This window comes from Sorangium sp. So ce375 (assembly GCF_051473855.1).
Classification (GTDB): Bacteria; Myxococcota_A; Polyangia; order Polyangiales; family Polyangiaceae; genus Sorangium.
Map to the genome: position 1 here is coordinate 10,212,783 of NZ_CP150335.1, position 24,020 is coordinate 10,236,802.

Annotated in this window: 20 protein-coding genes; 9 read left to right on the forward strand and 11 right to left on the reverse strand. The window is 73.2% G+C overall.

The window, feature by feature from the left end; genetic code table 11:
• Positions 1-180 precede the first annotated feature (180 nt).
• A complete protein-coding gene (locus WME90_RS38155; protein ID WP_437276995.1) occupies positions 181-333 on the forward strand; it encodes a hypothetical protein in 153 nt (50 codons plus the stop codon).
• Here WME90_RS38155 and WME90_RS38160 read toward each other — a convergent pair.
• Complete coding sequence (locus WME90_RS38160; RefSeq protein WP_437276996.1) at positions 314-1,039, reverse strand: ComF family protein; 726 nt, start codon at positions 1,037-1,039, stop codon at positions 314-316. The two genes, WME90_RS38155 and WME90_RS38160, sit on opposite strands and share 20 nt — an antisense overlap.
• A 153-nt stretch (positions 1,040-1,192) precedes the next feature.
• Here WME90_RS38160 and WME90_RS38165 point away from each other — a divergent pair, with 153 nt between their 5' ends.
• The 3 genes from WME90_RS38165 to WME90_RS38175 all read left to right on the forward strand — a co-directional run bounded on the left by WME90_RS38165 (position 1,193) and on the right by WME90_RS38175 (position 6,654).
• The gene (locus WME90_RS38165) at positions 1,193-4,126 is read left to right on the forward strand and encodes a GYF domain-containing protein (RefSeq protein WP_437276997.1); all 2,934 of its coding nucleotides are present in this window, start codon (positions 1,193-1,195) and stop codon (positions 4,124-4,126) included.
• Positions 4,123-4,965 carry a hypothetical protein gene (locus WME90_RS38170; protein ID WP_437276998.1) on the forward strand — a complete coding sequence of 281 codons (843 nt, stop codon included), beginning with the start codon at positions 4,123-4,125 and terminating at the stop codon, positions 4,963-4,965. Before WME90_RS38165 ends, WME90_RS38170 begins: the two co-directional genes overlap by 4 nt.
• A gap of 219 nt (positions 4,966-5,184) precedes the next feature.
• Positions 5,185-6,654, forward strand: a complete 1,470-nt coding sequence (locus tag WME90_RS38175) for an alginate export family protein (protein ID WP_437276999.1) — start codon at positions 5,185-5,187, stop codon at positions 6,652-6,654.
• Between the two features lie 150 nt (positions 6,655-6,804).
• On the opposite strand, the gene ftsH is transcribed toward WME90_RS38175, so the two are convergent.
• The 7 genes from ftsH to mnmA all read right to left on the reverse strand — a co-directional run bounded on the left by ftsH (position 6,805) and on the right by mnmA (position 15,910).
• On the reverse strand, positions 6,805-8,751 hold the full coding sequence (gene ftsH / locus WME90_RS38180; RefSeq protein WP_437277000.1) for an ATP-dependent zinc metalloprotease FtsH: 1,947 nt from the start codon (positions 8,749-8,751) through the stop codon (positions 6,805-6,807).
• 159 nt (positions 8,752-8,910) lie between these two features.
• Positions 8,911-9,906, reverse strand: coding sequence for a tRNA lysidine(34) synthetase TilS (tilS, locus tag WME90_RS38185; RefSeq protein ID WP_437277001.1), 996 nt, complete (start codon positions 9,904-9,906; stop codon positions 8,911-8,913).
• Entirely contained in the window at positions 9,903-10,139 is a 237-nt protein-coding gene (locus WME90_RS38190; RefSeq protein ID WP_437277002.1) for a hypothetical protein, read from the reverse strand. The genes tilS and WME90_RS38190 overlap by 4 nt, the downstream gene beginning before the upstream one ends.
• Before the next feature lie 105 nt (positions 10,140-10,244).
• Positions 10,245-11,642 carry a class I SAM-dependent RNA methyltransferase gene (locus tag WME90_RS38195; protein WP_437277003.1) on the reverse strand — a complete coding sequence of 466 codons (1,398 nt, stop codon included), beginning with the start codon at positions 11,640-11,642 and terminating at the stop codon, positions 10,245-10,247.
• Positions 11,639-13,912, reverse strand: coding sequence for a protein kinase domain-containing protein (locus WME90_RS38200; RefSeq protein ID WP_437277004.1), 2,274 nt, complete (start codon positions 13,910-13,912; stop codon positions 11,639-11,641). The genes WME90_RS38195 and WME90_RS38200 overlap by 4 nt, the downstream gene beginning before the upstream one ends.
• 190 nt (positions 13,913-14,102) lie before the next feature.
• Positions 14,103-14,756 (reverse strand): hypothetical protein, encoded by a 654-nt coding sequence (locus WME90_RS38205; RefSeq protein WP_437277005.1) that lies wholly within the window; start codon positions 14,754-14,756, stop codon positions 14,103-14,105.
• Entirely contained in the window at positions 14,753-15,910 is a 1,158-nt protein-coding gene (gene mnmA, locus WME90_RS38210; RefSeq protein WP_437277006.1) for a tRNA 2-thiouridine(34) synthase MnmA, read from the reverse strand. The genes WME90_RS38205 and mnmA overlap by 4 nt, the downstream gene beginning before the upstream one ends.
• Positions 15,911-16,142: 232 nt before the next feature.
• Between mnmA and WME90_RS38215 the strand changes: the two genes are divergently transcribed.
• Positions 16,143-17,450 (forward strand): response regulator, encoded by a 1,308-nt coding sequence (locus tag WME90_RS38215; protein ID WP_437277007.1) that lies wholly within the window; start codon positions 16,143-16,145, stop codon positions 17,448-17,450.
• A gap of 145 nt (positions 17,451-17,595) precedes the next feature.
• Here the strand turns inward: WME90_RS38215 and WME90_RS38220 are convergent, their stop codons facing one another.
• From WME90_RS38220 to WME90_RS38230, 3 genes are all read right to left on the reverse strand, one after another.
• Complete coding sequence (locus tag WME90_RS38220) at positions 17,596-18,273, reverse strand: hypothetical protein (protein WP_437277008.1); 678 nt, start codon at positions 18,271-18,273, stop codon at positions 17,596-17,598.
• A complete protein-coding gene (locus WME90_RS38225; protein ID WP_437277009.1) occupies positions 18,270-19,646 on the reverse strand; it encodes an AAA family ATPase in 1,377 nt (458 codons plus the stop codon). The genes WME90_RS38220 and WME90_RS38225 overlap by 4 nt, the downstream gene beginning before the upstream one ends.
• 498 nt (positions 19,647-20,144) lie before the next feature.
• Positions 20,145-20,753, reverse strand: a complete 609-nt coding sequence (locus tag WME90_RS38230; RefSeq protein WP_437277010.1) for a CPBP family intramembrane glutamic endopeptidase — start codon at positions 20,751-20,753, stop codon at positions 20,145-20,147.
• A gap of 93 nt (positions 20,754-20,846) precedes the next feature.
• Here WME90_RS38230 and WME90_RS38235 point away from each other — a divergent pair, with 93 nt between their 5' ends.
• The 4 genes from WME90_RS38235 (at position 20,847) to WME90_RS38250 (ending at position 23,963) form a co-directional block, all read left to right on the forward strand.
• Entirely contained in the window at positions 20,847-21,326 is a 480-nt protein-coding gene (locus tag WME90_RS38235) for a phosphoribosylformylglycinamidine synthase subunit PurQ (RefSeq protein ID WP_437277011.1), read from the forward strand.
• On the forward strand, positions 21,323-22,126 hold the full coding sequence (locus WME90_RS38240) for a zinc ribbon domain-containing protein (protein WP_437277012.1): 804 nt from the start codon (positions 21,323-21,325) through the stop codon (positions 22,124-22,126). The genes WME90_RS38235 and WME90_RS38240 overlap by 4 nt, the downstream gene beginning before the upstream one ends.
• Positions 22,104-23,405, forward strand: coding sequence for a DNA methyltransferase (locus WME90_RS38245; RefSeq protein ID WP_437277013.1), 1,302 nt, complete (start codon positions 22,104-22,106; stop codon positions 23,403-23,405). The genes WME90_RS38240 and WME90_RS38245 overlap by 23 nt, the downstream gene beginning before the upstream one ends.
• A gap of 216 nt (positions 23,406-23,621) precedes the next feature.
• On the forward strand, positions 23,622-23,963 hold the full coding sequence (locus WME90_RS38250; protein WP_437277014.1) for a hypothetical protein: 342 nt from the start codon (positions 23,622-23,624) through the stop codon (positions 23,961-23,963).
• The last annotated feature ends 57 nt before the right edge of the window (positions 23,964-24,020 follow it).

The following is a 24,020-nucleotide window of genomic DNA, read 5'->3' on the forward strand; positions in this document are numbered from 1 at the left end:
CCTCCAGCACAGCCGAGCCCCGAAGCAGCTGCACCTCCAGCACAGCCAAGCCCCGAGGCGGCAACCCTTCGACAGCCGACATCCGTCGACGCTGCAGCGACCACCCTGCCGACGCCGCGAAAAGGCTACGGCCTGCTCAAGCCCAGCTTCTCCCGGAATGCGACCGTCTACGTGACGGGCGTGCCGGTCGGGCCCAGCGATCGACCCGTCGAGGTGCGCTGCGGACGCTTCTTCGTTCGGCTCGGCGAGCCGACACGCGACGGCACGCGATGGCTCACCGAGGGCAGGACCGTCGTCATCAAGTGCGGTGCGCTCACGGAGGTGAGCTTCTGAGCTCGTCCGCGCCGCTCTCGGCGGTCGCGAGGACGAGGTAGGTCACCGAAGCTGAGCCCGCGCCGAGGAGCGCATCTCGACACGCCGCGAGCGTGGCACCCGTGGTGGCCACGTCGTCGATGAGCGCGACCCTCCGCCGCTGGACGCGCTCCGGCGCGCGCACACGAAACGCACCTGCCACGTTCTGCAGGCGGCGGTCGCGCGACAGCTGCGCCTGCTGCGCAGTGGAACGGACACGGCAGAGGGCCCGCGGGGCCAGCGAGACCGCGAGTCCGTCAGCGACGTGCGCAGCCAGCAAGGCCGCCTGATTGTACCCGCGCTCGGCGAGGCGGCGCGGGTGCAGCGGCACCGGGACCACGACGTCAACACACACACCCGCATCGCGCGCCGCGCAGAGCAGCAACCGGCCGAGCGGGCGCGCGAGATCCGGGCGATCTCCGTACTTGAAGCGCCGGATTCCCTCCGCGACGGCCCCTCCGAACGGAGCGAACGCGACGAGAGACGCCCCCGCCGCAGCGCGCGTGCCCGCCTCCCCTCGCGGCGCCCCCTCTGCGTAAGGCACGAATGTCCGCGCGCAATCGGCGCAGAACACCGCGGCATCCGCGATCGGGGCGTCACAGCCCGCGCAGGCCGGCGGGCTGAGCGTGCGCGCAGCGGCGGCCATCAGGGAGCGGACTGCAGCGACGAGGGCGCGGGAAGGGCTCATGGGCTACCAGCGCGATCTTCGTCGTGAGTGGACGTGCGGTTGCGTGGGCGCACGAAAGAAGATCTCTTTGCAAACGGCGCGCGGTACGATCGCGATCGTCGTGGTTCACGTCCTGAAATTCCGGCGCTTTCCCAGCAAGCGGAGGGGCCCACGTTGAACGCGTGGAGATGGACGGATGAGCGCGGCGTCCAGCGGAGCCTGAGCACCGCCGAGCTGCGCAGCGCGCTGGCTGCCGGGATCATCCCAGGCTCCACGCTGGTCTGGCGCAAGGGCATGGAAGCCTGGGCGCCCGCATCCAAGCTGCCGGAGCTCGCCGACGCCGCCCAGCTCCGGCGCAGGCCTGAGCCGCGCGCGGCCGTGCCCGAGGGTCCGGCCGCCAGCGCCGAAGAGGCCGCTCACGAAGAAGCCGCAGCGCTGGAGATCGAGCTCATCGAGGATCTGGGTCCGGCGCCCGCCCGCAGCGGCCAGCAAACCGGCCTGGCGCCCGCGGACAGGCCCGTCAACGGGCGGAAGCCCGCGGCACAGAACGCGAGCCGATCGACCACGCGACCGCAGCCGCCTCCCCCGCCACCGCGCAAGCGCGAGCCCATGCGGACGCTCACGGGGGTCGAGGCGCCGGCAGACGCGCCGGCCAGCGGACCGAACGCGCCGATCGTGGTGCCAACAGCGGGCGGAACGTTCGACGCGGGGGTCGCCCGCGCGATCACGCAGCTGCCCCGCTACGATGGTCCTTCGCCGGGCGACCAGGGATCGACCGAGATCCCTCGTGCGCCGAAGCTCCCCTCGGGGGCGGAGGAACACGAGGAGACCGCGGCAGGCCAGCGCGCTGCCGGAGACGCAGGCAGCGCCGCGGGCGGTGGCGGCGCGACAACCGAGGGCGACGAGCCAGCGCCGCCGAGGCGCGCGCCGGGCGCGGCGGCGCCCAGCAGGCCGGGCGCTGCGCCGAGGGCCGCGGGCGGGACGACGTCGCGCGCGGAGGCGAGGCCGCCCCGGCCGCCGCCTCTCCCCCTCGATCGCGACCAGGCGCCGGCGGGCGCTGCACCGCAGAACGACGTGCGCGGAAGCGCGACGGGCGGCGCAGATCAGGGCGCCGGCAAGCCCCTCTCGGCGACGCCGCCGGCGCCGTCGAGCCCCGGCCGCGTCACGAAGCGCCCTGCGCCCACGGGGAAGCGCTCCGTGCCGCCACCTCCGGTTCCGGTCCGGTTCCCCGCGGTCGCCGCGAAGCGACCTGCAGGTCCGCGGGCGCCTGACGCGCCGGATCACGCGGCGGCCGGCGCAAAGGCCCTCGTCCGTCTCGGAGCGCTCCCGGCGCCGCCGCCGCGCCCTCCTGCGGACGCTCCCCGCGCCACGCCCCCGGTGGCAGCGCCCCCCTCCCCGTCGTCCCCGGTGGCAGCGGCAACACCGACGTTGCCCCTGGCGGCACCGGCCCCGCCGGCCGACGCTGCGTCTGTCGCGAGCGCCGCCACGACGGCGATGGCGCCGCCTGCGCCGCGCCCTGCGAGCCCAGCGACGTCCGCCGACGGTCCCCTGCCCCGCAGCGCCGAGGGCACGCCGGCCGACGACGGCCGCGATCCCTCGACGAGCCGCGCTCGCAACGACGCCCCGGAGCCCTCCACCGCGGTGCTGCACCGCGAGACCCCGGAGCTCCCCACCCCGCCCGTGCCCAGCGAGACGAAGCGCTCCCCCCTGGCCGCCGAAGCGCCGATGGGGCGCCGCGAGTACGCGACGATCCCGTCGGTCGGCGTCGGCGCGAGCGCGTCGCAGTCGCAGTCGCAGGGGCACCCGGCGATGCGCTCGTGGCCGGGCATGCTGCCGGGCCTGCCGAGCCCGCAGCGCAGCTCGCCGGCTGCCGACGCGGGCCAGCGCTCGGATCGCGGCTCGGGCAACGGCCCGCCAGCGCTCGCGGCGCGACGGGGCGACGGCAAGGGGCTCTCGACACCGGTGGCCGTGCCGCTCTCGTCGCTGATCGGCCTCTGCGGGGCGGCGGTGCTCATGAGCGTCGTCTCCTTCTTCGCGGGCCGCCACTCCGTCACGACGGCGGCTCGGTCGCCGGTCGGGACGGCGCGCACCGCGCTCGGCGCCGCGCAGGACGTCGCGCGCTCGGCGATCCCCGTCCCGCCGAAGCCCTGCTGGGTGGCGCGTCAGCCCCAGCCATGGGCGCCGATGGTCGCGAAGAGCATCCCCTTCGAGGTCACGGCGACGAAGGGCGGCAAGCTCGTGGTGGGGTACGCGAAGAGCCCGATGGAAGCCGTCGGCCTCGAGATCGATCCCGCGACCGGGGAGCGGAGCGAGCGGTTCTCGAACCGAGAGGCCGCCGACATCGTGAGCATCTCGCCGGTCGAGGACCGCTTCACCGTCCTCACAGCAGCGCAGCAGACCATCCGCTCTCCGGTCAGCGTCCCGGGCCCGAGGTCGTTCGTCGTGGGTCTTGCGGGCAGCGCTCTGGTGGCGGCGGACGATCCCGGCGCCGCCCCCTCCACGCTCTGGCCGGTGCAAGGCGACGAGCCGCTCGAGGCGCCGCGCGCGCTCGCGGCCGGCTCCCGCGGCTACGCCGTCGCGTTCCGCCGCGAGAAGGCCGTGTGGGCGGGCTGGCTCGACGCCGAGCGCAAGCCCATCGGCGAGCTCACCCGCGTGACCGGCTCCGGAGGCTCGATCGGCAAGCCGTCGCTCGGATGGAACGAGCGCGCGCTCGCCGTCGTCTTCGCCGATCGGCCGGCGGACGGGCGATGGGAGATCCGCGCCGGGCAGGCCGCTCCGGGCACCATCCCCACGTCGACCCAGGTGATCCCGCTCCCTTCCGGCGGTCCCGGGGGGGACGCGTTCGCGCCGGATATCGCGGGGCTCGGCGATGGACGCTGGCTCCTCGTGTGGACCGAAGGCCCTCCGGGGAGCCGCGCCATGCGCGCGCAGACCCTGGCCGCCGACTTCTCCCCGATCGGGGATCCGATCGCGCTCTCGCCGCCGGCCGGGAACTTCGGGCAAGGCGTGCTCGGCGTGTCGTCGCGCTCCGGTTACGTGGGCGTGGTGTTCCTCTCGAAGCCTGCCGCGAGCTACGAGCTCTGGGGGGTCATCCTCCAATGTGGATGACGAGGACGCTGGACCGCGCGAGCCGGCTCCGCGCGGCGACGCTCGCGCTGCTGCTGGTCGCGCCGCACGCCCCCCTGCTCACCGCGTGCGCGGCGCAGGCCTCGCAGCTCGATCAGGGCCGGGCCCTGCACACGGGCAAGCAGCCCTACGACGAGTTCTTCGAGGCCACCCGGGCGCTCCGCGAGGAGTCGCTGAAGGCCGAGGAGCGCGCCGATGAGGCGACGGCCGAGCTCTCGCGCGCCCTGAGGCTCGATGCGAAGTCGGACGGCAAGGCGGCGCTCGAAGCGGCGCGCGCGCGCGCCGCCGAGCTCCGCGCGGCGGGCGTGCTGCTCCAGGTCGAGCTCGTTCCAGAAGCGCGGATCGTGAGCGCCCGCGGCGGGCGCTCGCTGGAGGCGGCGGACAGGGACGCCATCGCGGCGTTCGAGGCGTCCTTGAAGAGCTCCCTCGCGACGTCGAAGCACCTCGGTGAGCTGTCGGCTCGCGCCGCCGAGCTGGAGAAGAAGCGGGCGTCGCTGGCGGCCGCGTGGGCGGAGGCGCTCGCGGACGATCCGCAGCGTCGCGAGGTGAAGCACGAGCTCGAGGCGGCCGAGCGCGTGATCGCGGAGGCGGGCGCGGTCGCGGATCGACACGCCGGCAGGGCGTCGAAGCTCGCGCTCGATCTGGTGCTCGCCGTCGATTCGGGCGACGCTCCGGCGCGGCGGGGCGCGGCGAGCCGACCGCCGCCGAGGCAGCCGGCCGCAGGCGCGAAGGCGCCGCCGCGGCGCGGGAGCGGCGCAGGGGCCGCCCCGAAGCCGCCGAAGCCGCCGCCTTCGCGCGGCGAGGACGATTTCGATCCCTGACGTCATCGACAGGGCGCATGCCACGCGGCGCGGGGCGCGGCGGCTGTCCCCGCAGGACGCCGGCGCTGTCGAGGAGGAGCGGAGCCGCTTCCCCACTTGTCCGACGCGCATCGGGACGCCTATCCTCCGCGAGCGATCCAGGAGCGTGGCCCGCCCGACCGCCGCGTTCCAGGCCGCGCACCTGCCGTCCGACGACCCCGCGCTCCGGCCCCCTCGCTGATGATCCGATCCCTGCCGTTCGCCTCCATCGCTCTGGGATCGGCGCTCTTCGCGCTCGCGCTCACGCCCCGGCGGGCGGCGGCCCAGGCGCCTCCGCAGTCGGAGGGCGTGGCCGTCGGCGGGTTCACGTTCCGCCCCTCGGTGGAGCTGCGGCTGCGCGGAGAGCTCCGCCGGTATCCGGTCGACACGGGCGGTGACATCTACAGCTCGAACGCGGTGCTCGCCGAGGGCTTCGGAGGCACGCTGCCGCCGCTCCTCGACACCGGCAGCGTCGTCAAGACGCAGTGGTTCTTCGCCCAGCGCGCGCGCCTCGGGCTGGCCGTCGAGCGCGGCCCCGTCACGGGCGTCCTCACGCTGCAGGACACGCGGCTCTGGGGGAACGACGAGGCGATCTTCGTCGGGGCGGGCGAGCCAGCCCTCCCGAACACAGCGCCCTACGAGGCGTACATCGACCTGCGCACGCGCTCGGGGCGCCGCGCCTTCGTCCGGCTGGGCCGGCAGCGGATCGCGTGGGGGGATGGCCGCCTTGTCGGGGCGGACGACGAGACGCTCACCGGCCGATCGCTCGATGGGCTGCGCGCAGGGGTGCAGCTCGGCAACGTCGACATCGAGGCGATGGCGGTGCTCCTCGCGGCGCCAGGCGGCGCTCCGCCCGAGGTGGCAGGGGCGCGCAAGCCCATCGCCGCCGGGACAGGATCCCAGCTCTACGGCCTGAACGCGATCTGGCGGGTCGCTCCTCTGCTCCACCTCGAGGCCACGGCGCTCGCGCGCGTCGCCCGGGAGCCGCGCCCTAGCTGGCTCACGCCCGGCGACACCGTCGTCCTCGACGCGCGCGTCTCCGGCGACCGCCGGGGCTTTCGCTACGCGCTCGAGGGGGCGTACGAGCTCGGCCGTGTCGCGACGTTCGCGGCCGATCGCTCTCTCGGCGCGTTCGCGGCCGCGGCCCGGGCAGAGCTCGAGACGGCGCTCCCCGCCCACCTCACCTTCAGCGCCCGCGGCGCTTACGCCACGGGCGACGAGGGCGCGCTCGATGTGGGCGAGGCGCAGCGCCGCTTCGATCCGATCCTGCCCGACGCGCAGAACAACCACGGTCCCATGGGGCTCTACGCGTGGTCCAACGTGATCGAGGCAGGCGGAGGCGTCCGCGCCACGCCCTTCGACCCGCTGACGGTCTCCGCCGGATACACGTTCGTCGGCCTCGCCTCTCCCAAGGGCAGGTGGGTGACAGCTCGCCTCCTCCCTGTCGGCGCCGCCAGCGACAACGAGAGCCGGACGCTGGGCCACGAGATCGACCTCTCGCTCGCCTACCAGCCGTGGGAGCCGCTGCGCCTCGCGCTCGGCTACGGCTTGTTCATCTTCGGCGACGGCGCCCAGGCGATCTTCACGAAGGCGAACCGCGCGCACGACGACGGCCGCCCGGCGGATCTGCAGCAGTGGGCCTTCCTGCAGGCAACGCTGAGCGCCCCCTGAGGCGATCCGGGCGCGCGTCGGCCACGCGCGTCGCTTTTCTGTCGGGACAGGGAGTCGAGGAGGCTCGGACCGCCGCGCCGTCTCGCGCGGCGACCCAGGTACGCGGGGGCTCACCCGAGGTGTCGGGCGCCACCCCCGCGCGCTTCGGGATCAGGTGCTCGGGGCGGGCTTCGGGGTGCCGAAGATGCTGGCCGCGCGGCGCTTCTCCTTGGCGGCGCGATCGCGATCGCTGTAGCTCGGGATCACGACGCGCTGGCGCTGCGGCAGCTCGCGGCCCCCGACGATGGCGTCGACCTCCTCGGCGTCCAGCGTCTCGCGCTCGAGGAGCGCCGTGGCGAGCCGCTCGAGGATCTCGCGGTTGTCCGTGAGGAGCTGCCGCGCCTCGGCGTGGGCGTCGAGGATGAACCGCCGCACCTCGTCGTCGATCTGGTTGGCGATCGTCTCCGAGTAGTCGCGGCGCCGGCTCGTGAAATCGCGCCCGAGGAACACGCTCTCCTCGTCCGCTCCGTACGAGATCGGCCCGATCACGTCGCTCATGCCGAACTCGGTCACCATGCGCCGCGCGAGGCCCGACGCCTGCTTGATGTCGTTGCCCGCGCCCGTCGTGAACTGACCGAACACGATCTCCTCCGCCACGCGGCCGCCCATCAGCACCGACAGCCGCGCCTTGGCGAAGTCGCGCGACATGCTGAGCCGGTCCTCCTTCGGCAGCTGCTGCGTGAGGCCGAGCGCCGGGCCGCGCGGGATGATCGTCACCTTGTGGACCGGATCCGAGAGCTTCTCCAGGAGCTTCGCGACAAGCGCGTGCCCGGCCTCGTGGTAGGCCGTGGTCCGCTTCTCCTCGTCGCTGATGACCATGCTGCGGCGCTCGGCGCCCATCAGCACCTTGTCCTTGGCCATCTCGAAGTCGACCATCGTGACGACATCCTTGTCCTGACGCGCCGCCAGGAGGGCCGCCTCGTTGACCAGGTTCTCGATGTCGGCACCGACGAAGCCGGGCGTGCCCCGCGCCAGGATCTCCATGTCGACGTCCGGACCGAGCGGGACCTTCTTCGTGTGGACCCGGAGGATGCCCTCGCGGCCGCGCACGTCGGGGCGGTTCACGACGATGCGCCGATCGAAGCGGCCAGGCCGCAGGATCGCCGGGTCGAGGACGTCGGGGCGGTTCGTCGCGGCGACGATGATCACGCCCTCGTTCGACTCGAAGCCGTCCATCTCGACGAGCAGCTGGTTCAGCGTCTGCTCGCGCTCGTCGTGACCGCCGCCGAGGCCCGCGCCGCGGTGGCGGCCGACCGCGTCGATCTCATCGATGAAGATGATGCACGGCGCGTGCTTCTTGCCCTGCTCGAACAGGTCGCGCACCCGGCTCGCGCCGACGCCGACGAACATCTCGACGAAATCCGAGCCGGAGATCGAGAAGAACGGCACGCCCGCCTCACCGGCGATCGCACGCGCGAGGAGCGTCTTGCCCGTCCCGGGGGGGCCCATCATGAGGACGCCCTTCGGGATGCGGCCGCCGAGCTTCTGGAACTTCTTCGGGTCCTTGAGGAACGCGATGATCTCCTCGAGCTCGTCCTTCGCCTCGTCGATGCCCGCGACGTCGGCGAACGTCACCTTGTTCTGCGCCTCGCTGAGCAGCCGGGCGCGCGACTTGCCGAAGCTCATCGCCTTGCCGCCGCCGGCCTGGAGCTGGCGCATGAACAGATAGAACATCACGAGCAGGAAGACCGTCGGCAGGAGGTACATGATCGCCCCCGGCCAGAACGGCGACGTCTCTTCCTTCTCGAAGAAGACGGCGACCTTGTTGTCGACGATCGTCTTCGTGATCTCGTCGGCGTTGTCAGGCCCGATCGTGACCTTCTTCGTCTTCGTCCCGCTCTTCGGGTCCTTGACCCAGAACGTGTACTCGCGGTCCTTGATCGTGACCGACTCGACGTGCGGATCCTTGTCCTTGGCCTCGACCTGGACCAGGCCCATGAACTCGCTGAACGCGACTTGTGTGGCAGGCCGGGAATCCGGGCTCAAGAACTGCCAGATCGCCAAGAACATCATGATCAGCAGAACCCAGAGCAGCAGCGTCTTGTGCGATTGCTTCACGAGGACCCTCTAAGCTCGCGCGGCGAGCCGGCGTGTACTGAAATTGTACGCGTGTTCCAGTCAGCATGCCACCCGTCAGCTCGGTCGTCGACCGCGGGTCTCCGCGGCGACACAGCGAAAAAGGGAACTCGACAGGGGCCGCGGGTGGGGTGCATGCGGTCAGGTCCCGCGACGCGCAGACCCGTCCTCGATAAGCACGCTGGACTCCTCTGGAAAGCCCACGGCGATCTCTTCGCCGCCGCGGACCCGGACGCGCAGCGGCCGCCCCAGCTTGCGAGCCCGCTCGATCGCGAATCGCTGCGCCCGACCGAGCGGAATCGACAGCGGCTCGCTGCCGTCGAGGACGGCTGGATCGCCGCCAGAGGGCCGATCTCGCCCGGCGACGAGCATGTCCGAGAGCGCGCAGAGGTGCTCGACGATCGCCGGCGACAGGTCCTCGAGGAGCGGGAGGAGCTCGCGCCGGACACGAACGCGGGTGAAGCGGGGGTCCGTGTTGCTGGGATCTTCGGCGAACGGCAGCCGATGCCGGCCCAGGTGGGCCAGGACATCGGCGCGGCGCGCCAGGAGCAACGGGCGGATGAGCTCGACGCCGGCCGCCGAGCCCGGCCCCGCGCCGCCCTCGCCGGCGACGTCGGGCGAGAGCGGGGCGCGCGGCGGCAGGACGGCCAGCCCCCGCGGCCCCGCCCCCCGCAACAGGCGCAGGAGCACCGTCTCGGCCCGGTCGTCCGCGGTGTGGCCGGTCGCGATCGCGCGGGCGCCGTGCGCCGCGGCGGCGGCTGCCAGCGCGGCGAACCGGGCGGCGCGCGCCCTGGCCTGGAGGTTCGCGCCGGGCGCCACGTTCACGCGGGTCTCGGCGTAAGGGACCGCGAGCCGCTCGGAGAGGTCGCGGGCGATCGCGAGCTCGGCCGCGGCCGCGGCGCGGAGGCCGTGATCGACGCCGTGCGCGACGACCTCGTGGCCGATCCGCCGCCGGAGCAGCGAAAGGACGTGCAGCAGCGCGGTCGAGTCGGGGCCTCCGGAGCAGGCGCAGAGCACGACGTCGCCGCGCGCGAGCAGCCGCTCGTCCCGGATCAGCCGCTCGGCGAGGCGGATCAGCGACGGAGGGTGCGAGCGGCCCCGCCTGGGAGGCGGAGGAGGTCCAGCAGGAGGGCTCATCGGAGCTCGAACGCCTTGCAGAAAATGATCTCGTCGCGATCGTCGAGCGAGGGGCTCAGGTGCGGCGTGACCGGATAGCCGAGCGAGCAGCGCGGCTCGCGGCCCGGGGGCAAGGCGCCCGCCTTATCGGGGTCGGGGACCACCGGATCGAACGAGGCGCAATCGGGGCAGGCGAACACGAGACGATAGCGCCGCGCCTCCTCGCGGAGGCGATCATCGAGGCGGTGAATCATCCCTGGCAGCCTAGCGCAAGCCGCCGGGGGACGGCGCTTCGCGGCCCTCCGACCGAGCTCGGCGCGGAGCAGGGCGTGGCGCGCCGGCCGGCACGCCCGCGCCGATCAGCGAGCGGACCTGCGGGCGCGGGAGAGGCGGACGATCGACTCGATATGGCTCGTCTGAGGGAAGAGCTCGACCGCCTCGATGTCCGTGATCTCGAAGCCGCCGCGGAGGATGCCGCCGAGATCGCGCGCCAGGGTGGCCGGGTCGCAGGAGACGTAGACGACGACGCGCGCGCTCGAGGCCGCGATCGCGCGCGCCGCGCCGGGAGCCCCGCTGCGCGGCGGATCCAGCACCACGACGTCGGTGCGCGCCGGGATCGGGTGCTGATCGGCGTCCGCCTCGATCGCCTTGCCAGCGAGCCCGCGCGCCGCGAGGTTCTGCCGCAGGCATGCGACCGCTCCGGACGAGAGCTCCACGGCCGTGAACGAAGCGAGCCCCGAGGGGCCGGAGGACGCGGCCACGGGGGGATCGGCGGCCGGAGAGGGTCGCGGCGCGCCGCGCGCGAGCAGCACGGAGAGCGTGCCGCTCCCGGCGAACAGCTCGAGGACGTGCGGCGGCCGGGTGGAGTCGAGGTGAGCGAGCTCGGCGGCACGGCGGGCGAGGACGGCCGCCCCCTCCTCGGACGGCTGCCCGAAGCCGCCCGGCGCGAGGAGCAGCGGCAGGCCGTCCGCCCCCAGGATCGCGGGCCGCGGATCGCCGAACGACGCGGCCTCGCGCGCGCCGTCGAGCGTGACGCGGGCGCCGGCCCACTCCCCGCGCGCCGTGCGCTCGTCGAGCCGCTGCCACGCGGCCGGCGGCAGCTGGCCGCGCCACAGGATCTCGACCACCGGGCGGCTCGAAGCGCCGAGCGAGATCAGGACATCGCCCTCCCCCTCGGCCCCGCGGAGGACGCCGGGCAGCTCGCCGGCGAGCGGCGCGATCGCGTCGACAAGCACCACGCAGCGATCGATCGCCACGACGGCGTGCGTCCTCGGCGCGCGATAACCGACGCGCACCTCGCCGCGCTCCGCGCGCGCGAACAGCCTCGCCCGCGACCGGTAACCGAGCGGCGAGGGGGCTGGATGGACGCGGATCGGCGGCAGATCGGCCTCGGCGAGCGACGTCGCGCGCGCGATGGCTTGCCGGACGATCTGCTCGTGCGCGGCCTGCTGCGCCTCGATCCGGACGTGCATCCAGTCGCAGCCGCCGCAGGCGTCCGCGAAGCGGCACGGCGGAGCGACGCGGTCGGCGCTCGGCTCGACGACACGGAGGAGCGTGCCCCTCGCCGGGCGTGCGCTCCGGTCGAGCTCGACCTCGACGAGGTCGCCAGGCGCCGTCGCAGGGACGAAGACGACCTCGCCCGCGAGCCGGCCGACGCCCGCGCCGCCGGTTGCCAGCGCCTCGACACGCAGCTGGGCTCGCTCGCCTGGGCGGTGCCGCGCCCTGGCGCCGTTCGAGCGGCGGTGGACTGACTTCATCCCTTCATCGTAAGGCGCTGCAGGCGGATCCGGTCGGCGTGGACGACGGGCGCTCCTTCACGGAGCGCGAGGCCGCGCGCGCGAAAGGCGCCCGCGGACCCCTCACGCACCCAGGAGCTCGACTGGTCCGTCGTCGTCGCGCCCGTCGAGGCGGGCGGCGCAGGGACGGCGTCGACGCCCTTGGCGGGCGAGGGCTGCGCGGCGCTGGTCTTCATGTAGATCAGCGCGCCGATACCGAGGACGCACAGCACGGTGAGGGTGATGACGGCGATGAGCACGAGCGTGTTCCTGCCGTTCCCCTTGGACGCCGCGTCCTGCGTGGCTGCCCAGATGGCCGCCGGATCCGGGCGCGGCAGGGAGAGCGCGGTCTCGATCTGCGACTGTGGAGGCTGCACCGGCGCCGTCGACGCGAACAGCTGGGCCTGCCCCACGGTCATCGACGCCGGCGCCGGCACCGCCGAGCTGACAGGGGGCGCAGGAGCCGCGGTATGCCCCTGGCCATTGAACGGCAGCGCGTACGGGACGGCAGCGTGCGCGTGCAGCGGCGTGGCGACCGCAGGGGTCCTGGTCACCCGCGCGTGGCGCGCAGGCTCGCTCGTGCCCTGGAGGACCGGGGGCGGATCCTGCGACGGGAGCGCGAGCGTGGACGCGAGCGGGTTGCCCAGATCGCTGTCCAGGAGGCCCCCCTTGAGGGGCGCGAGCTCGCCCGCGTCGAAGTCGTGCGGAGGGTACGGACCCGACGAGAGCGGCGGCGGAGCGGGGTCCCGGCCGCCGGGCACGCGCGGAGGGCTCGGGTAGGCGGGCGAATAGCCGGGACGCGCCGTCGGCATGCCAGGACGCACCGTCGGAATGCCGGACCGGGCGCCGGCCTGGGGAGGAGGCGACGCTGGGACGGGCTCGGGCACCGAGCCGGCGGCCGGGCGCACCATCGGGCGCTCGCCGTGAGGAAAGGATCGCACCGGCTCGGCTTGCTCGCGCGTCGCGACCGTCGTCGGGACATCCTCATCGTCGTCCATCAGCGACGCGGCCACCATCTGCCGGTCGTCCGCGTCCCTCGACGACGTGCGCCCGACCGGCGCGATCCCGCTCGCCGGCGCGGCGTTCTGCCGGAAGATCTGCGGCGGCGTGAGGCGCTGCTGCGGCTCGGGCTCCCGGCCGCGGCTGCGGAGCCCGACGCTGTCCGTGGCCGTCGTCGAGCCGCGCGCGCGCACCTGCTCGACGTTGATGGTGGACGTCACCTCGGCGGCCCACGCGAGGTGGGCCTCGCGCTTCTGGATGCGATCGACGAACACCTGCTGCACGAACTGCGCGACCTCTTCGGAGCCAACGAAGACCCCGCTCCTCATCAGGAAATTCTGCAGGGCTCGCGAGAATTCGCGCGCGGTCTGGAAGCGCTCCTGCTTGTGCTTGGCGAGCGCCTTCATGACGACGCTCTCCAGCTCGATCGGATAGTCGGGCACGATCGTGGACGGCGGCGGGACGACGCACGCCTGCACCTTCTCGAGCGTGTCGAGATCCGTATCCATCCGGAAGAGGCGCTGGTTCGTCGTGAGCTCCCAGAGGACGACCCCGAGCGCGAAAACATCGGTCGTGCGATCGACCTCGTTGCCGCGCACCTGCTCGGGCGACATGTAGGCCAACTTGCCTTTCAGCGTTCCCGCGCGGGTGGACGACAGCCGGTCAGCCACCTTCGCGATGCCGAAATCCACGACCTTTGTGTAGCCGTCGTAGGTGAGGAACAGGTTGTGCGGCGTGACGTCGCGGTGCACCAGGCCGAGCAGCTGGCCGTTCTTTCCGCGCAGCTCGTGAGCGGCGTGAAGCCCCTCGGCGGCGTCGGAGCAGATGCGCGCAGCGAGCTCGGGCGAGATGCGCAGCCGGCGCTCCTCCGCGCGGCGCATCACCTCCCGGAGCGGCTCGCCGTGGAGGTATTCCATGGCGATCCAGTAGGTGTTGTCGTCCTTCCCGAGGTCGAACACCTGCGCGACATTGGCGTGGTTGATGCCAGCCGCGATGCGCGCCTCATCCAGGAACATGTCGACGAACTGATCGTCCTCGACCAGGTGAGGGTGGATCCGCTTGATCGCGACCCACTTTTGAAAGCCGCCCGGGCCATCCATGCGAGCCAGGTGAACGCTCGCCATTCCGCCCACCCCGATCTCGTCGACCACGCGGTAACGGCCCAGGAAGTACGTCCCCTGCTGCTTCTCGGACTCCTTCGCGCGCGCGTCAGGCGATGCATTGGTCGACCCGGGGCTTGGAGGTCCGCCCATTCGCGATGCGGGTCGAGGCGGGGGTTGGGGCATGAGCGGTCACTACTTTACCGCGAGTACGCGGCGCTTTGCCATGTCGTCTCGGCCAGGACAGCTGGCAGATGGTCAGCTTCAATCCACCGGGGCGCTGAAGACCCCTGTCCCGACAGGTAGGACACCACCTGAGACCCGGGACGGAGTCGTGACGAGCTCAGGGGAACGGTTGCCCAGGTTGACCTCGCTCGAAGTAGAAGCGGAACCCCCCGGTGACCTGCGAGAGGAGCTCCCGAGGGATGGCGTCCGCCGGGTGACCGAGGCCCGCATCGCGCGGATCGCCGACCCAGACGTCGAACGTCGCGTCGGTGTACTTGTCGACCGCATCCGTCTCGTTGGGGTCGCCGCTGAACAGCGCCTGGAACTTGATGGTCCCCTCGACGGCGTAGAGCACGGTGTTCTGGTTGTGGCACGACCGCTGGAGGTAAAGCACCATGTGCACGAGCGGAGCGAGCCCCTCCGGCTTGGGCGTCGGCGGAGGCGAGCCCGGCAGCTCGACGCCCGGCGGGAGCCCGACGCTCAGGTCGACGTCGAGCTTGTTCACGCGCCCGTCTCCGCGGATGAGGTCGACGTCGTCGATCAGCACCGCGAGCCCGTCCGAGATCTCCTGCAGATCGCTCCCCCGCTGCACCCGGACCTGCAAGGTGGAGCGGTAGGGGACCGCGGCGAAGAAGTCCGGGCGCATGTCGTAGCTGTCGTCCCAGCAGCCGGCGGCGCGCAGGTGGTCGCTGCGGACCTCGCCTTCCCCCTGCCCGAGCGAGCACCCCAGCGAGAGCGCGCACGCGAAGGGAGCGAGCGCACGGGCCCTCACGACGCCGCCTCCGAGCGGAGAGCCGCCTTGATGCGGCCTCCGCCGAGGACGCGATCGCCCCGGTAGACAACGGCCATCTGCCCGGGGGAGACGGACCGCACCGGGCTCGCGAACCGCGCGACGAAGCTCTCCGCCCCCGTCGCAGGGTCGCGGCGCCGCTCGATGACGCCGGGCGCCGCCTCGTGCCGCGCCCGCACCCGCACCTCGGCTTCCAAGGGGAACACCGCGTCGTCGCACCACACAGCGTCGGCGATCTCGGCGCCCGCGGCGTACAGATCGCCCTCGTCGCCGAGGTGCACCGCGCCGGACGCGGCGTCGAGCCCCACGACGAACGCGGGGCGGCCGAGCGAGACGCCGATGCCCTTGCGCTGGCCCACCGTGAAGCCGTGCACGCCGCCGTGCGACCCGACAACGCGGCCGTCCCGATCGACGATCGGGCCGGGCCGGAGCCTGTCCGCGGCGCGCTCGGCCACGAAGGGCGCATAACGGCCGGACGGGATGAAGCAGAGCTCCTGGCTCTCCCCCTTCTCGGCGCCCGGGAGCCCGCGGGCGATCGCCTCGGCGCGCACCTCGTCCTTTGTCGAGTCGCCGAGCGGGAAGAGGAGCCGCGACAGCTCGTCCGATCGGAGCATGTGCAGGAAGTAGCTCTGATCCTTGTGTCGATCGCGGCCACGGTAGAGTCGCGCGCCGCCCTCCTCCATGACGACCCGCGCGTAGTGGCCCGTCGCGACCCAGGAGACGCCGAGCCGCTCCGCCAGCGGGAACAGCTCCCGGAGCTTGACCGAGCGGTTGCAGGCCACGCACGGGCTCGGCGTCTCGCCCGCGAGGTACGCCTCGACGAAGGGATCGACGACGTGCTCGCGGAACAGGGCGCGGCGATCGAACGTGTAGTGCGGGATGCCGAGGTGGTCGGCGACCCGGCGAGCGTCGTGCTGATCCTCGGGCGCGCAGCAGCGGCTCTTGACGCTGCCGTCGTCGGGATAGTCCCAGAGGTGCAGCGTCACGCCGACGACCTCGTATCCAGCGTCGCAGAGGCGCGCCGCCGCGACGGACGAGTCGACTCCGCCGCTCATCGCGATGAAGACGCGAGCCCCCGGGGGAGCCTGCTCGCCGGGCCGCGCCGCACCGTCGGCCTCTCGGACCAGAGTTGCCATTTCCGTTCTTATAGCGTGAATCCCTCGCCGCGGCCGGACGCCGCGGGCGAACGCGCACAGGACGTCCCGCCGAGCCGAGCTCGCGCGAGACGCCGCGGCGAGCTCGGTCGCCGCGCGTCACGCCGAGCGCTGGCGCGGGAAGTCTGGACGGCGGCGCGCCGGCGGATGATCAGGCTGGCTCTCCGCCATTCACCCTTGGCCACCCCCGCAGGGCGCGTGTACCGTCTGCTAGATGCCGAGCGGGGTCGTGCTCGTGATCGAGGACGAAGAGTATGTCGCGGACCTGCTCGCCACCGCGATCCGCGACGTAGGTTACGAGGTCGTCTTCTGCGCCACCGCAGAGGCCGGGCTCTCGACCGCCTGCACCCTGGAGCCCGAGTGCATCGTCTGTGACATCGGCCTGCCCGATCACGACGGCTACTGGGTCGCACGCAACGTGCGCACCCAGCCGTCGCGGGTGTCCGTCACGCCCTTCCTGTTCCTCTCCGGGCTCGACGACCAGGAGGCCCGACTCGAAGGGTTCCACGTGGGCGCCGACGTCTACATGACCAAGCCGTTCCGGGTCGGCGAGGTCGTCGCGCAGATCGGGGCGCTCGTGCAGATGGCGTCGCGCCTGCGCCAGCGGCGGGACAGCCTCATGTCGATCCCGACCTCCGTCGATCAGACAGCGATCGAGGGCGATCTCAGCCAGATGTCGATCGCGACGGTCCTCACCGTCCTCGAGATGGAGCGGCGGTCTGGCATGTTCGAGGTGAGCAGCAAGAAGCGGCGGGCTCAGCTGGACATCGCCGAAGGGTGCATCGTCGAGGGGACCGTGGGAGGCACGCGCGTCTCGGCGCTCGCCGCGCTCCGCACCATGCTCAGCTGGAAGGTCGGACGGTTCGCGTTCGTCCCAGGCGACCGCCCTGTGCCGGCGGACCGGACATCCATCGCCGCCTACCTGCTCGAGGCGACCCGTCTCGAGGACGAGAGCACCCGCGTCGAGCTGCACATCCCGCCATCGCGGCGCCGTCCGGAGCCCCGGATGGCGACGACCGCGCTCGGCGGGCCGTCGTCCATCCTGGACGACGTCGCGCCGCCGTCGTCGCGCGTGTCGTCCGAGGAGCGCCTCCGCCGCGGGCCCGCCTCTGCGCCGCGGAAGGGCTCCGACACCGCGGCGATCTCCGATGGGCCGCCGTCGCTCGAGCTGAACTTCGACTTCGAGCCCATCCCCGTGGCGCCGCCGACGCTGCCCTCGCTGGCCCGAAGGGCATCGCCGTCGAGCCGGCGCGGCGCGGGCATGGAGGAGAACGACCCCCCGACGCTCCCGCGAAGCGGGGGCCGAACGCCTCCGTCGCAGCCGTCGGCCCGCCAGCCGACCGCGCCGCTGTCTTCGCCAGGCCGCGAGGCGCGGAGCGCCATGGAGGCGGGCGAGCTCTCCCGCGGAACCGCCCCGCCAGCGACCCAGCCGGAGAGCCACGAAAGCCCGCCGCGTGCGACGCCGATCCCCCCGAGACCGGCGCCGCCCAGGCCTCCCCGCCCTGACGCGAAGAAACGCTGAGAGGGGGGCGGGAGAGGAGAGCGGGTGAGGGCACCGACCTGCATGCACCGGCGGGGGCCTGGACCGCTGCTGATCGATCCGCTCGTTCGACGTGCGCCGCCACGTACGCGCACGAGGATGCGCAAGGCGCGGAGGAATCGCCGCGCTACCCCGCGGCAGGCTCGAAGAGCCAGCTCGTGTCGTCCTCACCCGGCGCCGAGCGCGGTCGACATGTCACGGTGGCGTGGCCGGCTGCAGCCGGTCCGACCTCGTGTGTCCGGATTTGCCTGTGCTCGATGTGTCGGCGGAGCTCCTGCATCCAGATGCTCCCGCGCTCCCAGGAGCGCCGCGCTTCCGCCCAGCGACGGACGTTCGACTCGCTCGCATCGGATGGACCGAGGGAAGTCTTCATGATGGCGGGGTTCGTGGAGCTCTCGCGCGCGAGCTTGTCGCTGCAGAACGCCGTGTAGGCGACCACGCCGCGGATCCGGACGCCGAGGACGCCCGCGATGGCCAGGAGCCGAACGGCGGCCCACTCGAGCTGCTTTTGCACGTGCTCCCACGTGTCCTTCCCCACGGACCGCTTGAGCTCGATGATGTGCGCTTCGAACGCGTCGTCTCCACGAGCCAGCAGCAGCGCGAAGTCCGCGCATGCGCTCTCGCGCAGGAGCTGCACGTCACCCGGCATCAGACGGAGCTCGATGCATGAAGCGGCGCCGGCGAGCGCGCAGCTCACGCGAACGCCTTCGTCCTCGAGCTCGGCGACGTCCGTCGCGTGGAGCAGCTTCCAGCGGCCGCCCCGGATCACCTTGAGGCGTTCCTCGATGGTCCCAGGAAGCCTCATTCCTCGCCGTCGGGCCGCTCGAAATCCAGCGCCTCGTCGGTCAGGGCCGCGAGCTCGCGGTTGAAGGTCGGCATGACCAGGCCCGACGCCGTCTTCTGCATCTCGGTGACGGTGGTGCGCCTGCCGGACGGATCTGCTTCGAACTGGTAGCCCGCGACGTCGTCCAGCTCGAGGTAGTCGATCTCCTCGTAGCCGTGCTTGCGCTGCATCTCGGCCCGCTGAGGGTGCGCGCCGAGCTTCATGAAATTGTTGATCTGCTGGCAGAAGTTCTCGCTGTGCGTCGTGATCCAGACGAAGAGCCCCTTCCGGACGAGGCGGACGATGACCTGCGCCAGCCGGCGCTGGAGCCTCGGATGGAGGTGCGCTTCGGGCTCCTCGATCACGAGGACGCGGTAGTTGCCGACGTGGCGGAGCGTGACGACCACCGGGGCGAGCTCGGTAACGAGGGACGAGGAGAGCTCCATCGGCAGCGGGGGCTCGCCCTCGGTGTGCTCGTAGACCACCTCGTTGAGCCCGACGCCGGATCGGAGCGCGAGCCGCCCTCCCATCGCGCGCTCGAGGAAGGCCGCTTCCTCGGGGTACGCGCCCTCCTCGGGTCGAAGACCGACGAGCAGGTCGATGAAGTCGATGGCTGGCCGGGTCAGGTCGGGCGCGGGCCGGCGAGCAGCCCCCGTCTTGATGAGGACGTCCCCAACGAGCTGCTGCGCGAGGCTGCGGTAGAGGAGCATGAACCCCGTCCGTGACGCGGGAAGGAAGACCGGCCCCTCATGAGGGAGGCTGGGGCGATTGTTGGCGTATCCTGGCCCAGCGCCTCCGAGCGCGTTCGCGAGGTGATCTTTCGCCAGGAGCTCGATGGCGAAGGCACGTCCAACGGGGTCTTCGACGCCAGCAACGGTCCACTTGAAGTGGTCGCGACGAACTGTCGACAGGATGACAAAGGGCTGCTTCCGACTCTGGCGCGTGATCCAGCGGTACGAGCTCTCCTTGGGCAGGGAGACCTCCCGCAGCTCGATCTTGCCGACCTTGAAACCAGGCCGGTTGAACGTCTGCTCGGCGAGCGTGGTGCCGTGTTCCCGCAGCGTGTCGTTGGCGATCTGGACGAGATCCGCGTGAACCTCGGGCGTGATCTCGAACGTCGGCTCCTGCTCGCGCCGCGCGAAGCGCTCCTCGAGCCAGGAGACGTAACGCTGGTAGGCATCTCCCCGCGCGACGGGCAGATCGCTACTCAGCGACAGCAACCCCCAGAGCAGCGAGGCGAGGTACGTCTTGCCGGTGTTGTTCCCGCCTACGAAGAGGAGCAGCGGGCGGGCCTCGATCTCCGCGTGTGCGATGCGGCCGAGATCCTCGACGAGGAGCTTCCAAGGGGGCTGCATGCGGAGGCGGCTCTTGTGCCACGTCCGGATCGCCAGGACCACATCCCAGCGTACCGACCTCCGACCGTCGCACCGCTTCGGTCGCCCCCGTTGTCCCACCCCTTCGGCCACCTTCGCCGGGGGTCGAACCCCGTCGTCCCCCCCTTCGGCCACCTTCGCCGGGGGTCGAACCCCGTTGTCCCACCCCTTCGGCCACCTTCGCCGGGGGTCGAACCCCCGTCGTCCCCCCCCTTCGGCCACCTTCGCCGGGGGTCGAACCCCGTCGTCCCACCCCTTCGGCCACCTTCGCCGGGGGTCGAACCCCCGTCGTCCCCCCCTTCGGCCACCTTCGCCGGGGGTCGACCCCCGTTGTCCCACCCCTTCGGCCACCTTCGCCGAGGGTCGAACCCCGTTCTGCCCATCCCCCGCGCCGCGCGGCGGGCTCCCTCCCAGGGGGCCGTGCATCTCGGCAAAACCTCCCCTCCCCACCAGGTCGCCCGTCTCCGGGCGAGCCCCAGCTCAGAGCATCGTCCGCTGCTCCACCTCACCCGGATCGTGATCGCGCAGGTAGCTCAGGTTCACCGCGTTCACGACAGCGTGCGCCACGATCGGCCCGACGAGCGACCCCGTCGCCGCGAAGATGGCGCCGAGCCCCGCGCCCACGCCCACCGCCCAGCCGATCCACACCCAGCGGCTCGGACCGCGCATCTGGTGCATCAGGCCAAAGAGGAGCGCGCTCAGCGACACGCCGAGGAGCGGCGTCAGGAGCCCTCGGAAGAGCAGCTCCTCCCCGAGGCTCGAGAGGCCCGCGAGGAGCAGGATCTGGCCGGGCGAGAAGTCCAGCGCGACCGGGCGGAGCTCCGCGTGCAGGCGCCGGGCCCAGCCGAACCGGACCACGGCGACGCGCGTCGTCACGACGACCCCGGCCGCCAGCGTGAGGCCGAGCGCGACGCTCATCAGGAGCGCGATGAGCGGCGGCAGCGCGAGCCACGGGCTCGGGTGGATCCACGGCCATCCATCGCGCAGCACCAGGCCCAGCGAGATCGCCAGCGCCGCCAGGACGAGGTAGCCGGACGCCGCGCGCACCGTCGCGTCGGTTCGACCGGTCCGCGCCCATCGCGACGCCATGTCCCATCATGGCACGCCAAAAGAGGCCGGTGAAGCAGCGCGCTCCGTCAGGACCCCTGGCCGAGCGCCGACAACCGGAGTACGTCGACGGCCATGCACGCGACCGTGGTCATCTTCCCGGGCTCCAGCGCCGGGGCCGAAATGATCCATACGCTCCGCGACGTGCTCCAGGTCCGCACGGAGCGCCGCGACGTCTTCGTGACCCCGCGCGCGGAAAGGCCGTTCACGGGCGGCCTGCCCCGGGTGCTCCGCCTGCCGATCGCCCACGCCGAAGGGCGGTACCAGGCGGATCCCGAGACGCTGCGCAAGCTCGTCAACGAGCGCGCCATCGCGCTGCAGTACTGCGACAGCGAGGGGCTGGTCGGCGGCGACGCGAACCCCAACGGATCGGCGATGGACATCGCCGGCATCTACGGCGGGCCCCGGCGGAACGTGCTCGGGCTGATGCCCCACCCCGAACGGATGAGCGAGCCCTTCCAGGGCCAGGGCTGCGCGGACGGGCGCGCCCTGTTCGACGCCGTGCTGCGCAGCGTGAGCGGCGCCCGCTCGGCCCCCGCCGCGAGCGCGCCGTGAGCGACGCGTCGCCCGGCGCCGCCCGCTGCCGCGTGTGCGCCGCGGCGTTCGCGCCGGAGAGCGATCGCTGCCCGCAGTGCGGCGCGGACCCGCGCGCCGAGGCCTGCCCGCACTGCCGCGGCGTCGCCGGCGCCTCCGCGCACCCCGAGCTGCGGTTCCAGTGCGACGCCTGCGGCGGCCCGCGCGTCCCACTCGCCGACGACCACGTCAAGCGATCCGGCCGCGAGGTGCCGCTGCTCCAGAAGGCGCGCGCGGCGGCCTCCGCGCGCTCGGTCTGGCGCGCCGCCGGCGTCGCGGCGAGCGCGCTGCTCGGCTTCGAGCTGTTCCTGTTCGCCGTGCTGTTGCTCGTCCTCGGCGCGAGCATCGGGCTCTTCACCGCCGGGCTCCTGACCATGGTGCCCGTCGCCGCCTTCACCCTCTGGGCTCTCCGGCAGGCCAAGTCGCGGAGCCGGGAGATCGCGCCCGCGCTCGACGCCGCGTGGGTCTCTGTCGCCTCCGACGTCGCCCGCCAGGCCGACGGCCCGCTCACCGCCGACAGGCTCGCCTCGACCCTCCGCATCGCCGAGCCCCAGGCCGAGGAGCTCCTCGCGCTGCTGGAGGTCAACGACGTCGTGCGCGGCGCGGTGAGCCCCGCGGGCGAGTTCGGCTACGCGCCGAAGCTGCGCGTCGGCGCGGCGCGCGGCGAAGACCGGGACGAGGCCGCGGCCGACAGCGTGGCGCACACCCTCGCCGCGGAGGAGGAAGCCTTCACCGAGCCCCTGACCCAACGGACCGCCCATGTCGACCCCGCGAAGCGCTGATCCCAAGCCGAAGCCCGGTCCGCCGCGGCAGAAGGCCCGCGCGATCCAGCCCCCGCCGCAGGAGCGCCGCGCCCTGACCCACGTCGGCGGCGCGACGCTGCTCGAGGGCGACCCCGAAGGCGCCGCGATGCTCGCCCACGCGCTCGACGTCGCCAGCTCGAGCACGGCGGAGGAAGCGGCGCGCGCGCACGTTCACGGGTTCCACAGCTACCCGGCCCGGATGCACCCGGACACGGCCCGCCGGCTGATCGAGGGCCTCTCCAGGCCGGGCGAGCGGGTGCTCGACCCCTTCTGCGGCAGCGGCACCGTCCTCGTCGAGGCGCGGCTCGCGGGCCGGGCGGCGATCGGCGTCGACGCGAACCCCCTGGCCGTGCGCCTCGCCCGCCTGAAGGTCCAGGGCAGCACCCCCGGCGAGCGCGAGCGGCTCGTCGCCGCCTCCCGCGAGGTCGCGGCCGTGGCCGATGAGCGCCGCAAGGCGCGCGCCGGCCCGAGCCGCCGGTACGGCCCCGAGGACGTCGCCCTGTTCGAGCCGCACGTGCTCCTCGAGCTCGACGGGCTCCGCATCGGCCTCGACCGCATCGCGGGCCACGGCGCCGACGCGCTCCGCGCGGATCTCGAGCTCGTCCTCTCCGCCATCCTCACGAAGCTCAGCCGCCGCACGTCCGACACCTCGGAGCACGAGCTGCCGCGGCGGATCGCCGCCGGCTATCCGGCGCGGCTCTTCGTCCGCAAGGCGGAGGAGCTCGCCCAGCGCCTCGCCGACGTCGCCGCTCAGCTCGAAGCGAGCCCGCCCGCGCTCGTCGAGGAGGGCGACGCGCGCGCGCTCCGCGGCGTCGAGACCGGCTCGGTCCACCTCGCGATCACGTCGCCGCCCTACCCCGGTGTGTACGACTACCTCGCGCACCACGAGGCGAGGCTGCGCTGGCTCCGGCTCCGGAGCGCCCGCTTCGAGCAGGACGAGATCGGGGCACGCCGGCACCTCGACCCGCTCGGCCCCGAGGCCGGCCGCGCGCGCTGGCGCGAGGAGCTCGGCTCCGTGCTCGCCGCGCTCGCGCGCGTCCTCCGGAGCGGCGCGCCGCTCGTGCTGCTGATCGCCGACAGCGTCGTCGCCGGCGCGCCTGTCTACGCCGTCGACGTGGTCCGGGCCGCCGCGTCCGGCGCGCGCTTCGCGGTCCGCGCCGTCGCGTCGCAGCCGCGCCCCCACTTCCACCGCCCCACCGCGCGCGCCTTCCAGCGCCGCCCGCGCCACGAGCACGCCATCCTGCTGATCCGCGCCTGACCCGCCGCGTTGGCCCCGCGGCGCGCGCTCATGGCAGGCGCCGTCGCGCCTGACCCGCCGCGTTGGCCCCGCGGCGCGCGCTCATGGCAGGCGCGCCGTCGCGCCTGACCCGCCGAAAATTGCCCCGCGGCGCGCGCTCATGGCAGGGTGCGCCGCGTCGGGCAGCGCGCGAGGCGGCCAGCGCCGGCCTCCTGCGGCGCCCCGGGACGCGCGACGATGGCGAGAGCTCACCTGGCACTTCTTCTGTGGGGCACCCTCGCCCTCGGCTGCGGCAAGGCAGGCGGCGATGCGGGGAAGGCCGACCTCGACAGCACCGGGGTCGACGCGTGCGACAGCTACCTGGCCACGATGACCGCCTGCGCCAGCAAGCTGCCCGCGGAGACCAGGAAGAGCCACGATGCCGCGATCCGGATCGCGCGCGACGTGCTCGAGGCCAGGGCGGAGGCCGACGACGAGGCGCTGGAGGGCGACGCGAGGGCGGAGGCGCGCGTCGCGATCGCGGCCGCCTGCAAGCAGATGAGCGACGCGGTCCTGGACCGCGCGGTGTGCGGCCGCTGATCGCGGTTCCACCGGGCGAGCGGGCGCCCGGGGCACGCGCGCGGCCGCTCGCCGCGC

Excerpts from the sequence above, each read along its gene's own strand:
- WME90_RS38160 (WP_437276996.1), bottom strand. The coding sequence starts at position 1,039 with ATGAGCCCTTCCCGCGCCCTCGTCGCTGCAGTCCGCTCCCTGATGGCC.
- WME90_RS38170 (WP_437276998.1), top strand. The coding sequence starts at position 4,123 with ATGACGAGGACGCTGGACCGCGCGAGCCGGCTCCGCGCGGCGACGCTC.
- WME90_RS38175 (WP_437276999.1), top strand. The coding sequence starts at position 5,185 with ATGATCCGATCCCTGCCGTTCGCCTCCATCGCTCTGGGATCGGCGCTC.
- tilS (WP_437277001.1), bottom strand. The coding sequence starts at position 9,906 with ATGAGCCCTCCTGCTGGACCTCCTCCGCCTCCCAGGCGGGGCCGCTCG.
- WME90_RS38190 (WP_437277002.1), bottom strand. The coding sequence starts at position 10,139 with ATGATTCACCGCCTCGATGATCGCCTCCGCGAGGAGGCGCGGCGCTAT.
- WME90_RS38195 (WP_437277003.1), bottom strand. The coding sequence starts at position 11,642 with ATGAAGTCAGTCCACCGCCGCTCGAACGGCGCCAGGGCGCGGCACCGC.
- WME90_RS38200 (WP_437277004.1), bottom strand. The coding sequence starts at position 13,912 with ATGGGCGGACCTCCAAGCCCCGGGTCGACCAATGCATCGCCTGACGCG.
- mnmA (WP_437277006.1), bottom strand. The coding sequence starts at position 15,910 with ATGGCAACTCTGGTCCGAGAGGCCGACGGTGCGGCGCGGCCCGGCGAG.
- WME90_RS38215 (WP_437277007.1), top strand. The coding sequence starts at position 16,143 with ATGCCGAGCGGGGTCGTGCTCGTGATCGAGGACGAAGAGTATGTCGCG.
- WME90_RS38220 (WP_437277008.1), bottom strand. The coding sequence starts at position 18,273 with ATGAGGCTTCCTGGGACCATCGAGGAACGCCTCAAGGTGATCCGGGGC.
- WME90_RS38225 (WP_437277009.1), bottom strand. The coding sequence starts at position 19,646 with ATGCAGCCCCCTTGGAAGCTCCTCGTCGAGGATCTCGGCCGCATCGCA.
- WME90_RS38230 (WP_437277010.1), bottom strand. The coding sequence starts at position 20,753 with ATGGCGTCGCGATGGGCGCGGACCGGTCGAACCGACGCGACGGTGCGC.
- WME90_RS38235 (WP_437277011.1), top strand. The coding sequence starts at position 20,847 with ATGCACGCGACCGTGGTCATCTTCCCGGGCTCCAGCGCCGGGGCCGAA.
- WME90_RS38245 (WP_437277013.1), top strand. The coding sequence starts at position 22,104 with ATGTCGACCCCGCGAAGCGCTGATCCCAAGCCGAAGCCCGGTCCGCCG.
- WME90_RS38250 (WP_437277014.1), top strand. The coding sequence starts at position 23,622 with ATGGCGAGAGCTCACCTGGCACTTCTTCTGTGGGGCACCCTCGCCCTC.